The sequence below is a fragment of the Paenibacillus sambharensis genome, from assembly GCF_003233845.1.
In the GTDB taxonomy this organism is placed as follows: Bacteria; Bacillota; Bacilli; order Paenibacillales; family Paenibacillaceae; genus Paenibacillus_I; species Paenibacillus_I sambharensis.
Window position 1 is genome coordinate 103,977 of record NZ_QKRB01000010.1, and the last position, 12,756, is coordinate 116,732.

Genomic DNA, 12,756 nt, shown 5'->3' on the forward strand with positions numbered 1-12,756 from the left:
TTGCCGTAAGTGTGCGCCCTGTCACAAAGGCAAGTAGAGGCTGAGCTACAATAAGGCTAGAGGTCAAACATCAGGAGGCTGATCAAGATGGAGAAGAAGCCGATCTTAGCTGCACAGGAATTCAGCACGGAACGGTTTACGAAGCGGGTGCTGTTCCAGAAGGGCGGCAGCGTCGTATTTATCCTGAACTTTATGCCCGGACAGTCCCTGCCTGTGCATGCTCATCCAGGTACGGAGGTCTTCATAACCGTGCTCGAAGGCAGCGGTACGATGCAGGTGGATGGTCAAGATACAGCGGTTGAACAGGGCGATATCGTTCACTGCGGGGGACAGGAGCAGTTTGCCTTCACGAACAGCAGTCAGGCCAATGTAAGTCTGCATGTGGTGCTTACCAAGACACCGAGCGAGGAATACGCGAAAAATATTTAGATTTAGCTCCATGTACAGCAAGGATCGCAGCTTAGCTGCGGCAGATCGGAATGATCTGCTGCACAAGCTGCGATCCTTTTTTTCGTCCAGATGTGTTCCATAAGTGACCCTGCATGCTGTAACCTGCATATCTACATGCCCTGCCGGTAGATCTGCTCAGCCTGACTTTGAGCCTCCACACGGGGAGATTTCCACAAGCTCATGGCGAGCTCAGCCAGGTGAAGGGTCAGCAGTAGAACAGCCAGGGATACGAACACGGCCAGCGGCCCCGTCCAAAGCGAGGTCGGCGGTGCGAAATACGGAATCAAGGCTATAGCTAGAATCGGCGGCGCGTTGAGGCGGAAGCGCTGAATCATGAGCACGCTGAGCAGGAACGTTGCAAGGATAGCGACAGTTTCCGGCAGCCAGTAGTGAAATCCGGTCCCGAGCAGCGATGCTGCGACCGCGCCTGTCATAATCGACGCCGACTCCCGGATGGTTAGCTGGCGCGTAGCGAGTACATAGCTTAAGGTTCCGAGCGTCGGATAGAATAGTGGTTTTAGCATCGGCACGTGCATGGACAGCCAATAAATGATGACCAAGTAAAGGCTGATGACCGATATCTTGGTGTTCACAGGATGTCACACCGCCTTTAATATAGTATGATGGTAAGGCCATCCAAGAAATGAGACTACGCATTCTGGTGAGCGTCAATTCAATTCCGACAGATATGGTTGGACTTATTTCGCGGGGGTTGTGCATTTTATTACAATTCCGTGGTATAAATGAATAGTTCCACCCTTTAAATCGGTTATACTACAAGTACAGTAATAAGACAGGAGTGGGAACAGATGGAAGGCAATGAGACGATATTAACCCCGGAGGGGCTTGCCAAGATTGAAGAGGAGCTCGAAGAGCTCAAGGGCCCCAGGCGCAAAGAGCTGGCCGAACGTCTGAAGACGGCGATCAGCTACGGCGATCTGAAGGAGAACAGTGAATACCATTCTGCCAAGGATGATCAGGCGTTCATGGAGACGCGCATCCTTACGCTGGAGCGCATGCTGCGTACAGCCAAGGTTGTGGAGAGTACAGGCAAGGAAATCGTCGGCGTAGGTTCGATAGTCGTTCTCCACGACATCGAGTTCGACGAGAAGATTGAATATACCCTGGTAGGCCCGGCGGAAGCGAATGTGGCGGATAACCGCATCTCCTACGAGAGTCCGCTCGGCAAGGAGCTGCTTGGCAAGAAGGTCGGGGACAAAGTAAGCGTTAATGCGCCGGTGGGCGTCATTGAATATAAGCTGCTGGAGATCAAGGGCTAGCAGTACCCCGGACACTTTCTCCAGGAGAATGAACCGGACAGAAGAGAGGATAGAATGAAGAACGAATCGATATACGGATTAACATTAGAACAGATGGGCGATTGGTTCGAGGGCCAGGGACACAAGAGATCCCGCGCTGTTCAGGTGTGGGATGCTCTCTACCGGCAGCGCGTAACGGATTATGAGGCCATGTCAGGCGTGAATCCCGCCAGCAGGGAGCTGCTTGCCGGGCATTTTGCCATTCAGACACTGGAAGAGCATATCAAGCAGGAATCAGCGGATGGAACCGTCAAGTTCCTGTTCCGGCTGCGAGACGGCAATCTGATTGAAACGGTCATGATGCGCCATAAGTTCGGCCTGTCCGTCTGTGTTACGACACAGGTGGGCTGCAATATCGGCTGCAGCTTCTGCGCCAGCGGCCTGCTGGCCAAGAGCCGGGACCTTAGCGCAGGCGAAATTGTGGAGCAGATTATGAAGGTGCAGCTGTATCTGGATCGTGCAGGCAATGAGGAGAGGGTTAGCCACATCGTTGTCATGGGAATCGGCGAGCCGTTCGACAACTATGAGAATATGGCCGATTTCCTGCGCGTGGTCAAGGATCACAAGGGGCTAGCAATCGGGCCGAGGCATATTACGGTATCAACGAGCGGCCTGGCGGGCAAAATCCGCGAGTTTGCCGATAGCGACCTGAACGTCAACCTCGCCGTCTCCCTGCATGCGCCTAATGATGAGCTGCGCACCCGGATTATGAAGATCAACAAGGCGATTCCGATCGCCAAGCTGATGGAAGCCATTGATTATTATCTCGAGAAGACGAACAGGCGGATCGTGCTGGAATACATCCTGCTCAAGGATGTGAACGATCACCCTGAGCATGCGCTGGAGCTCGCCGGGCTGGTCGGGGACCGGAAGCAGATGGCTGCCGTTAACCTGATCCCCTACAACCCGGTGGATGAGCACAGCCAATATCAGCGGAGCGAGCAGGAAGCGGTTCGGGCGTTCTATGACGTCTTGAAGAAGCAGGGCATCAATGTCAGCGTCCGCCTGGAGCATGGGGCCGATATTGATGCGGCCTGCGGCCAGCTGCGTAGCAAGCAGATCAAGCAGACGGCCAACTAGCCGGATACCGGCGGATCGTCCTCGTGCAGGAAGTCGAGCAGGGCGGTATTGAACGCCTCCTTCTCTTCTACAACAAGCCCATGGCCGCTGTTGTGGAACGGATAGATCCGCGAGCCTGCGATGCCCTGCTGCAGTACCCGGGCGCTCGGGTAGGGGACAATCTGGTCGTGGACGCCGTAGTATACCGCACAAGGAATCCGGATGCTGCGCAGGTCATGGCGGAGATCCTCGTTCCGAAGCGAGAGCAGGCATTCAATTGTGGCATGGGAGTCCGCTTCCAGCCCCAGCTGCTGGAACCAGTGGATAAGGGGTTCCCCAATGTTCCGGTTAAAAAATTGATCCCATAGGCCGGTCAGCATAGCTGGCCGGTTATTGCTCGTTTGGCGGATCAGCCCATCCACCTGCTGAATAGGAAGGCCATATGGATAATCGGGCCGCTGGGTGAACAGCGGGGCGGCAGCATTAACCAGTGCGAGACGCGCGATGCGTGCCCCGCCGTGGCGCGCCATATAACGGATGGATATAGCTCCTCCAACGGAGAAGCCGACAAGGACAGCATCATGCAGCTCTAGCGCCTCGATGACCTTGTGGATATCATCGGCCATCCGGTTATAGGAATAGCCGTGCCAAGGCTTATCCGATTGGCCGAAGCCGCGAAGGTCCAGGCCGATACAGCGGTATCCGTAATGGGGCAGCACATTGAACTGATACTCGAACATCCGGTGATTAACCGGCCATCCATGAACAAATACGACAGGGCGGCTGCCCTCGCCGGGGTTCAGGTCCCGGACGAAGAGGCGCACCCCTTGCTCCACTTCGATATACATGATTTTCCTCCCCGTAAGATGCAGGTCTCCGGTTCACCAACACACCTAATATGCATATTCATAAGGCTGCAGCTATTATGCCTCGGTCAATTCTGCATTTCACGGGGTGTCGGCGACCTGTATAATAGGGTACAAGTACAGTATCTGATGAAGGGCTGGGAGAAGCGATGAACTACAAAGTTGTGCAGGAAGGCGCGTTTGCGATGCTGCAGGTCAATCTGGAGCGGGGCGAGCTGGTCAAAGCCGAGATGGGCGCCATGGTATCCATGTCGCCGACGGTTGATCTGAAAGGTACGATGGAAGGCGGGATAATGCGGGGGATAGGCCGCGTGCTGAGCGGCGAGAAGTTCTTCTTCCAGGAGCTGAAGGCAGCCAGAGGACCGGCTGAGGTTTTGCTTGCTCCGGCCACGCTTGGCGATGTTCAGGCGATTGAACTGGACGGGTCTTATAAACTGAATGTCCAGAAGGATGGCTTCCTTGCCGGAACGGCAGGAATAGAGATCAACACCAAGATGCAAAATCTCGTGAAGGGCCTGTTCTCGGGCGAAGGCTTCTTCATTATTGAGATTGGCGGCAGGGGAACGGTGTTCCTGTCCTCCTACGGCGCGATCCATGCCATTAACCTGGGGCCGGGTGAAGAGGTTATTATCGATAACTCCCATCTGGTTGCCTGGCCGAGCTATATGGATTACAAGATAGAGAAGGCGTCAGCCGGGTGGCTGTCCAGCTTCACGAGCGGTGAGGCGCTGGTCTGCCGCTTCCGGGGCGAGGGCGTCGTGCTTGTGCAGAGCCGCAACCCGGCAGGCTTCGGCAGCTGGATCAAGCAGTTTATCCCGGCAAGATAGCAGACCGGATGCGCGGCAGCCAGGCCGGCAACCAATAACGGATACAGGAGCGTACATCATGTATAAAAAGACAGGTATTGCCCTATTGTATGCGGGCGCCACTTATCTGATCTTCCGGTATGGCGCTTCGATGATGGCTTGGCTGAATGATTCGGACAGCACCCTGCTGGTTACGGCGTTGGCAACCATTCTTGCCTTGTTTCCGGTCATACCCTACCCGATCGTAGGCGGTGCTATCGGCGCTGCCTTCGGTCCGGCAATCGGCGGTCTGATTACTTGGATTGGTTCAGCGGCAGCTTCGATACTCATGTTCCTGTTCGTTCGCTACGGCTACCAGGAATGGGGAAGCAGGCTGCTGAGGCGCTATAGAAGCCTGGACAAGCTGACGGAGATGTTCGAGAGGAGCGCATTCCTTACGATCGTATTCGCCCGCCTTGTCCCGTTCATACCATCGATTGTGACGAATGTATACTCGGCGCTCAGCCGGGTGCCGTTCGCAGTCTATGCCATCGCATCCTCATTAGGCAAAATCCCGCCTATGGTGCTGTTCGCCGTTGTTGGCGACAGCATTGCCAACCGGCCGGCACAGATTGCAGCCATTATTGCCGGGTATGCCGCGTTCTTCGCACTGACCTGGTGGCTTCACCGGCTGTGGAGAAGGCGGCAGGGGCTGGTGAAATCCAGTCCTGACTAAATAGAAGTGAAAGTATAAGAAGAGCCGGTTCAGTCGTGCCTGTCACGATTGGACCGGCTCTTCTGCTGTCTGTTAACACGGACCTTGTAGTAGGCCTTAATGATCAGATACAGGAAGCAGGGCGTGCTTATGATGGCGACCCGGAGGAGGGTAGTATCGCGTGACGAAGATGATTTTTGCCTCCATTATACCTATTTGTAAATGAATGCGCTGCCCGCAATTGTTGATGGTGCCGGGATTATTATGGATTGTTAATAATATGTATTTTGTTTGCAATAAACCTCTATTAATAGGACTTAAGAACCGATACATAACTAATGTAGCTTCATGTATATAGACACAAATTATTATAGGAGTGAGCAAGGATGATGAGAAAGCCGGTAAGCAGGCGAATGGTTTTGCGGTGGCTTATAGCAGTACTGGTCATATCAATACTGGCGGGCTGCGGCAGTAACACAGGCATGACGGAGGACAAGCGGGTTCATGTCGGCGTTATGCTGTCTGATGTGGGGCTTGGAGACCAGTCTTACAGTGACGCGGCATTTGCCGGGCTGGTGTCAGCCCGAGATGAGCTCGGAATCGTATTCGACTACCGGGAGCTGGAGCAGGTAGGTACCTTCGATCAGGGATTTGAGGAACTTGTACAAGACAGTGATATGGTAATCGGGCTGGGCTTTCAGGTAAAGGATAGCCTGGAGACGATTGCGAAGAAGCACCCTGATTTTCCATTCGTTATTGTCGATGAGACGTCCGAGCTGCCGAATGTGACCTCCATTACATTCAAGGAGGAGGAAGGCAGTTACCTGGTAGGTTTGATTGCGGGGCTTAAGACCCGCTCGGACAAGGTTGGGTTCCTTGGCGGTGTGGATGCGCCGCTGATTCATAAATTCCAGGCGGGATTCGAGCAGGGTCTGAAGGCCGTTAATCCGGATGCGGAGCTGGTGGTTGAATACGCAGGTACGTTTGGAGACGCTGAGCTTGGCGCGGAGATCGCCGGCAGAATGTTCCGTGAAGACGATGTGGATATTGTTTATACAGCGGCTGGATTTACAGGCGTAGGTGCGCTTCAGGAAGCGGAGAAGCAGCATAAGCTGGCTATTGGCGTGGACACGGACCAGTTCTTCGTCGCGGAGAAGGCGGTTGTCACCTCGATGATGAAGAATGTCGATGTGGCGATCCGGACAGCCGTCGAGACCTTCTTGACCAATAACGGCCAATTTCCCGAGAAGCAGATCGTCTTTGGCTTGAAGGACAACGCCATTGGGGTAGCCCCAATTCGGGTAGTTCCGTTCGGTCCGGAGGATCAGCAGCAGTACGACGAATTCGCGGAGAAGCTGGAAGCGGGCAGCACCGTTATCACACTCCCATAAGATCTGGAGAAGGAGGCAGAACTCGATGAAACTACAGGGCAAAATGGTGCTAAATGCGCTGATTTCACTGCTCGCGTCCCTAGTGCTGGTCGCTTATATTATCTTCCAGCTGCTCAATATGAATGCCCAGAACAAAGAGCTGGTACCTACACTTCTTAACATTCAGAAGCTTAACGGCACCCTGATGCAGATCAGCCAGGGCTTGAACAACTACTCGGCTACGATGACCGAGAGCAACAAGGCCAGTATTCTGAACGAGCTTCAGAAGGCAGAGGAACTAGTTACGCAGGTTGCGTCCGGTGTATTGCCATCGGGAGAGGAGCAGGAATGGGTCTCCAGTATACAGACCAAGTTTGGGAAGCTTAAGGGCGAGACCGAGCAGGCGGTAAACGGGCAGGACAGTCCGGAAGCGAAGCGCCAGGCCATTCGGGCACAGGGAATTCAGAATGATCTCTACATGCTCAATCTGCTTGCTGAAGCACGTTATGAAGCGTCTACCCGGGAACTGGAGAACAGCATCCAGTTGACCTGGCAGATCGCTCTGGCTGGCGCGATTGTGCTGGTTGTGGCAGTAGGGGCCTACAATGTGTTCGTATCCCGCCAGCTTGCAGGGCGGATTCGCCGCTTGAACGAAGCGGCCGGACAGATAGCCGAGGGCAATCTGATGGTTGAGATTGCGGAGCCGAAGGGCAAGGATGAGCTGGACGAGCTGGGCCGTTCCTTCCGTCTGATGAAGAATAACCTGCATGGCATCGTCCACTCCGTGGACCAGGCAGGCCGTAGCGTGGACAGTCTGGCACAGGATATTGATCAGCATAATGATACGATGCAGGAGATTGTCAATCAGGTGGCGGCGGCTACAGAGGAGCTGGCTGTCGGCAGCCAGAAGACTGCGGAGGACCTGGCGGTTACGGTTGAGCTTGTCGATGAGATGAGCCAGCTGTTTGAAGCTAATCTGGCCGGAACGGCGCAGTCTGCTGCATACAGCAGTGAAGCCGTCCGGATTATGGATAAGGGCAGCCGTGAGATGGAGGAGCAGCTCCGCGTTGTCGCGGCGAACCGCCAGGCGATGTCTGAGGTCGAGCAGACCGTACAGACGCTCGAAGCCAATGCGCAGGAAATTACGCAGATGACCGGCTACGTCTCCGAGATTGCGAAGCAGACGACTATGCTGTCTCTTAACGCCTCGATTGAAGCTGCGCGTGCCGGTGAGGCCGGCAAGGGCTTCGCGGTTGTAGCGGATGAAGTGAAGAAGCTGGCGGACCAGTCAGCGGTAACGGCTAAGCAAATCTTCAGCGCGGTAGAAGGCATTACGGCGGCGATGAGGAATGTGAAGGACTCTGTTGCGAGAAGCATGGAGCTGTCGCGCGAGCAGGAAGAGGCCGCAGCACTGACCGGCCAGTCCTTTACCGAGGTCAGCCAGCAGGTGCAGCAGATTGCCGGACACCTGGACACGCTGACAGCTGATATGAACCGCTCGCAGCATATGTGCAGCCAGGTGCAGGAGGCGGTTGCCAACATGAGCGCGATAACCGAGCAGTCCGCAGGCGGAAGCGAGGAGATCGCTGCCTCTACGACGGAGCAGAGACGCTCCTTCGCACTCGCGGCGGAGAAGGTCAAGCAGCTGCGCCAGATCGCAGGCGAGCTGCAGCAGGAGCTGCAGCGGTTCCGGCTGTAGGTGGAGGCGGCAGGACAATAACACCATAGCTTATAAAAAACAGCGATTCTGGCCGATGATGTTCGGCTGGGATCGCTGTTTTCTATGCTGCCGTCATCCGTACAGGATAAATGTGTAAAATTTTAAACTTTAAGGTTCTTGTGGTCGTCTTTAAGTTAAGGACCTAGGAGGTATAAATAGAATGAAAATGCTCGTGAAAATTCTGTGTATGTTGTGCGGTTTATATCTCATTTACGAGGGTGTTAGCAGATATATTTTCAGCGCAAGAAGTCCGGACGGTAGTGTGGGGCATAATATATTTGGCTTTTTCCTCCCGGCGACAGAGACCGCATTGCTTCTCTACGGAGGAGCAGCTGTTCTGCTAGGTATAATTCTCGTACTATTTGGTTTCCGAAGGAGTAATTCATCACGGTAGAAGAGTTATAATCCTTCTTACTAAATTGGGACGATAGCTTAATAAATTGTCAGTCAGGAGGAAGACCCTAATGGATATAGATGAATTGAAGCAAGCTTTACATGATATAGGTAATAGAATAGGCGGGATAGACGACCAAGTATGGAGATTCTCCTCCAGTCTTTCGACTGACTTAAAGGTCTTAACGATGGAAGTGAATCGTTTGGGAGATCGCTTATGGTATGCCAATTGTATTCTAACATTACTAGCAGTTCTAATGATCGTTAAGCTGTTTATGGATTTTAAGAGGAGCAGGAGAAAATAGTGCCGCATAGGAAATGCATCTAGCGTACATAACATAAAAGAGGAATATGAAACATATAGGAATATGAACATGTATGCCTCTTTTATTGCTGTTTTATTTGAGGGAGGTTAACCGGTTGTTGATAACAATCGTATATACAATAATTGTTTTCATTATACTCCTACTAATATTTAAATTATTTAAGGACAAATTCAAGAAATACAACAAAGAAAATATCGGACTTATCGTTTCAGCGAGCGTTCTCATTTTCATTGGAGATCTATCTGCAGTTTGGTTCTACATCTTTCTTACAATAGTTTTAGTTTTACTAATCATATTCATTGTAGGAATACTCAGAAATCGCAATTCATAATTCAACGCCCGAAGTTAAAAATGAAGATGACTACTGCGCATTTACGCCGAATCCCTCCTGAGCCAGGTAGTCGAAGACCCGCGCATAGCCGAACGTCCCTTTGTAGGTCAGTGAGAACCCTTGTTGTTTCCCTATTATTTGTGGTTGTGAGAGAGGGGCAATTTGTGATACGAGTTAACAGGTCGTTAGCCGTGGTCTCGTTTGTTTCAAGTGTTGTCATTGCATCAATCGCATTCATTTCCTTTTCCCTTCCCCTGCTGTTGAATTTGGATATAAGGTTCGGAACCGCATTCGCGATATTGATTTCCATTATAGGGGTTGTATCTATAATTAACTTCGCGGCATCTTTAGCAGCATTATTTAAGCAATCCGACCAACAAAATAGAATCTATGCTCTCTTGTCTATTTTTATTAACGGCTTCATTTTACTCCCCTTTATTGGCTTGTTTTTCGTAATCTTTTATGTTTACTGATCTGTGATACGCACATGGACCAGCACCTACTTTGAGTGGGATCAGGGCTGGGCTTCAGCTTTTGCAGTGAAATGAAATTGTATTTAAATTTGACGGGAATGTACGGATTAACGTATTGAATTATGCTGGAGGGCTAAGATGATGAATAAAGTTAAGTGGCAGAGGCTATTGCTGATTACTTTGGCTGTGTTTGTGTCGACGCAGTTGTCGTTCGGTATGGAGGCATACGGAACCCAAGATGAAGAAGCCATCATACGCTCAGTGCTGCAAGACCTCGCTAGAGCCTCGAAGGAACGTGATATTGAAACGGTGTTGAAATTAACGAGAGACCTAAGATGGCCTAATCCTATGGATCAGAGGGAGAGCATGGAACAAATGGATGACCGGCTTGTAAGGCTTGAAGCCACTAATTTGGTGAAAATTGATAATGGCTTATATAAGGCCAATGTCACTCATCAATCGTTAAAAATGGATGAAGAAGTAACAGTAGAAATGCCGGTTTGGCGAGAGAATGGGGCATGGAAGGTTATAGTGGGTCAAGACTTGGAGGCTAATCCTGTTTCTGATCGTAATACGATCAGATCTTCGTCGTATTATAAATATTTATTCAGCAGCAATTATCAATACTGAGGATAACCGATTAAGAAGCTGTCTCCAAAACTAAGTCAGCATACTCGGGCGGAGAGTACACAAGGTGAAAAAAATGCAGAAAAAATAGACAAGGCGGAGCCGGGGGTTATTCCTGCGCCGCCTTTTTCTATTTTTTTGATTGGTTGCGGCTTGTTTGGGCAATTGTGGGCAATCGAATGCCGCGCCGCACACGGCTAGCGAAACTCACACACGCTAAACCTGCTTATTCGCAGCCTTCTCAGCTGTAACGAAACTGAGCAGCCTTATTAGGTGATTTACGCCCGAATTTCCTGGATTACTGGGACATTAGCGTTGCTCAGATTCGTTACAGATTAGAATCGGCCTTTTCGAGGCTAATAGGGTGTGTGAGATTCGTTATAATATTTGAGGGCCGAACGACCAGTTAGGTTGCCACTCTGCCAGTTAGTTGGGTCGCACGGCCAGTGGGGTGCTACACCGCCAGTTTGGCTGCCGCACGGCCAGTTGGGGTGCCGCAACGCCAGTTTGTCCAGCATACGTAGTTCACCAAATTGAAGAAGGGGCTGACCATAAGTCATCACGACTTATAGTCAGCCCCTTCGCTGTCAAGCCACTACCCCTTCACAGCCCCGGCAACGACACCTTTCACGATGTACTTCTGCAGGAAGATGAAGACGATGATGGACGGCAGGACGGCCATAACCATGGCGGTCATCGCGTACTGCCAGTCGGAGGTATACTGGCCGACGAAGGTGTAGGCGGCGAGCGTCAGCGTCTTCGTGTCCGGCGAGCCGTTAACCATCAGGAGCGGCAGCAGGAAGTCGTTCCAGATCCACATCACATCAATGATGATGATCGTGGTCGTGACAGACTTCAGCAGCGGGAAAATCACCATGAAGAACAGCCGGAAGCCGGAGGCTCCGTCAATCGTGGCGCTCTCGTCAATCTCCTTCGGAATGCCCTTCACGAAGCCGTGATAGATGAAGACGGCAAGCGGTGCGCCGAAGCCCCAATACAGCATGCCAAGCCCCCAGGTGCTGTCAGAGAGCTGCAATCCCTTGGCCAGCTGCAGCACGGTCAGCATGATCGACTGGAACGGGATCAGCATTGGCATAATGCACAGGAAGTAGAGCAGCAGGCTCATCCGCGATTTGGTCCGTGCAAGCTTGTAAGCGGCGATGGACGAGAAGAGAATGATGCCGATCAGGCCAAGTCCGGTGATGACGGTGTTGTTCCAGAACAGCTGCGGATAGTTGATGAAGCTCCATACATACGAGTAATTCTCGAAAGCCAGCTGCTTCGGCAGAGCAATCACATCGGTCATGACCTCGCCGAAGCTCTTCAGGGAATTGTTGACCGCCAGGAACAGCGGGTACAGGAACAGAAGCGAGAGCAGAATCATAGCAATTTCTAGGACAAGTCGTCCCGCACGGCTGCGTTTCATCAGGCTTCAACCTCCCTGCGCTTGAAGATCGTCAGTTGAATGACGGTAATGATCAGGACGGCAACGAACAGAATCAGCGCTTTGGCCGTGCCATACCCGTACAGATTGTTCTGGAACGTATCCCGGTAGATGTCATACGCAATGCTGTAAGTCGTTCCTCCAGGTCCGCCGCCTGTGAGCGACAGGATCACATCGAACACCTTAATGGAATTCGTCAGCGCCATGAAGACGGAGATCGTGATCGAAGGCGCCAGCAGCGGCAGCGTGACACTGAAGAAGCGGCGGATCGGCCCTGCGCCGTCAACAGTTGCTGCTTCCTTGAGGTCATCCGGCACGGACTGCAGACCGGCGATATAGATCACCAGGTAGAAGCCGATCGACTGCCAGATCGAGACGAGCAGGACCGAGACGAAGGCAAGACCCGGCTCCCCGAGCCAGCTCCATCCGAAGATGCCCCAGCCCGTACTCGCCCCGAGTGATTCGAACCCCTGCATGAAAATAAACTTCCAAATGAAGCCGACAATTACGAGGCTGAGAATATAGGGCACGAAGAACGCTGCCCGCAGCCAGGTCGTTGTCCGCAGCTTCATGTCGAGCACGAGCGCCAGCAGAATCGCCAGCACATTGACCAGCACGATATACAGAACCGCATATTTGATCGTGAACCAGGCGGAGCTGCTGAAGTTCGGATCGCCCATGAAAATCTGCTTGAAATTATCCAGCCCGATGAAGGCCGGGTCCTTGGAAATACCATTCCATTTCGTAAGTGAATAGCGAATGGTCATCGCGAATGGAATATAGAATGCGACGGCGATACAGATCAGAACCGGCAGCGTGAAGATGCCAAATTCGAGCTTCTCAGACCATTTTCTCCCCAGTTTCAGCATAGTGCACCT

Annotated in this window: 12 protein-coding genes; 8 read left to right on the forward strand and 4 right to left on the reverse strand. The window is 52.2% G+C overall.

Features of this window, described 5'->3' with window-relative positions:
- Window positions 1-87 precede the first annotated feature (87 nt).
- Window positions 88-429, forward strand: a complete 342-nt coding sequence (locus tag DNH61_RS01540) for a cupin domain-containing protein (protein ID WP_111144943.1) — start codon at window positions 88-90, stop codon at window positions 427-429.
- Window positions 430-560: 131 nt separating this feature from the next.
- Here the strand turns inward: DNH61_RS01540 and DNH61_RS01545 are convergent, their stop codons facing one another.
- On the reverse strand, window positions 561-1,043 hold the full coding sequence (locus DNH61_RS01545) for a hypothetical protein (RefSeq protein ID WP_111144944.1): 483 nt from the start codon (window positions 1,041-1,043) through the stop codon (window positions 561-563).
- Between the two features lie 216 nt (window positions 1,044-1,259).
- Here DNH61_RS01545 and greA point away from each other — a divergent pair, with 216 nt between their 5' ends.
- Window positions 1,260-1,730, forward strand: a complete 471-nt coding sequence (greA, locus tag DNH61_RS01550) for a transcription elongation factor GreA (protein WP_111144945.1) — start codon at window positions 1,260-1,262, stop codon at window positions 1,728-1,730.
- Window positions 1,731-1,784: 54 nt separating this feature from the next.
- Window positions 1,785-2,849, forward strand: coding sequence for a dual-specificity RNA methyltransferase RlmN (gene rlmN / locus DNH61_RS01555; protein WP_111144946.1), 1,065 nt, complete (start codon window positions 1,785-1,787; stop codon window positions 2,847-2,849).
- On the opposite strand, the gene DNH61_RS01560 is transcribed toward rlmN, so the two are convergent.
- Window positions 2,846-3,676, reverse strand: coding sequence for an alpha/beta fold hydrolase (locus DNH61_RS01560; RefSeq protein ID WP_111144947.1), 831 nt, complete (start codon window positions 3,674-3,676; stop codon window positions 2,846-2,848). The two genes, rlmN and DNH61_RS01560, sit on opposite strands and share 4 nt — an antisense overlap.
- A 167-nt stretch (window positions 3,677-3,843) precedes the next feature.
- On the opposite strand from DNH61_RS01560, the gene DNH61_RS01565 reads away from it, so the two are divergent.
- The 5 genes from DNH61_RS01565 (at window position 3,844) to DNH61_RS01605 (ending at window position 10,437) form a co-directional block, all read left to right on the forward strand.
- Complete coding sequence (locus DNH61_RS01565) at window positions 3,844-4,521, forward strand: TIGR00266 family protein (RefSeq protein ID WP_111144948.1); 678 nt, start codon at window positions 3,844-3,846, stop codon at window positions 4,519-4,521.
- Between the two features lie 58 nt (window positions 4,522-4,579).
- The gene (locus DNH61_RS01570) at window positions 4,580-5,215 is read left to right on the forward strand and encodes a TVP38/TMEM64 family protein (RefSeq protein ID WP_111144949.1); all 636 of its coding nucleotides are present in this window, start codon (window positions 4,580-4,582) and stop codon (window positions 5,213-5,215) included.
- 365 nt (window positions 5,216-5,580) lie between these two features.
- Window positions 5,581-6,585 (forward strand): BMP family lipoprotein, encoded by a 1,005-nt coding sequence (locus DNH61_RS01575; protein WP_245947850.1) that lies wholly within the window; start codon window positions 5,581-5,583, stop codon window positions 6,583-6,585.
- A gap of 25 nt (window positions 6,586-6,610) precedes the next feature.
- On the forward strand, window positions 6,611-8,263 hold the full coding sequence (locus DNH61_RS01580) for a methyl-accepting chemotaxis protein (RefSeq protein WP_111144950.1): 1,653 nt from the start codon (window positions 6,611-6,613) through the stop codon (window positions 8,261-8,263).
- A gap of 1,682 nt (window positions 8,264-9,945) precedes the next feature.
- Window positions 9,946-10,437 carry a hypothetical protein gene (locus tag DNH61_RS01605; RefSeq protein WP_111144955.1) on the forward strand — a complete coding sequence of 164 codons (492 nt, stop codon included), beginning with the start codon at window positions 9,946-9,948 and terminating at the stop codon, window positions 10,435-10,437.
- A gap of 592 nt (window positions 10,438-11,029) precedes the next feature.
- Here the strand turns inward: DNH61_RS01605 and DNH61_RS01610 are convergent.
- Together DNH61_RS01610 and DNH61_RS01615 are read right to left on the reverse strand one after the other, a co-directional pair.
- The gene (locus DNH61_RS01610; protein ID WP_111144956.1) at window positions 11,030-11,860 is read right to left on the reverse strand and encodes a carbohydrate ABC transporter permease; all 831 of its coding nucleotides are present in this window, start codon (window positions 11,858-11,860) and stop codon (window positions 11,030-11,032) included.
- Window positions 11,860-12,747, reverse strand: coding sequence for a carbohydrate ABC transporter permease (locus DNH61_RS01615; protein WP_111144957.1), 888 nt, complete (start codon window positions 12,745-12,747; stop codon window positions 11,860-11,862). The genes DNH61_RS01610 and DNH61_RS01615 overlap by 1 nt, the downstream gene beginning before the upstream one ends.
- Window positions 12,748-12,756: the final 9 nt, after the last annotated feature.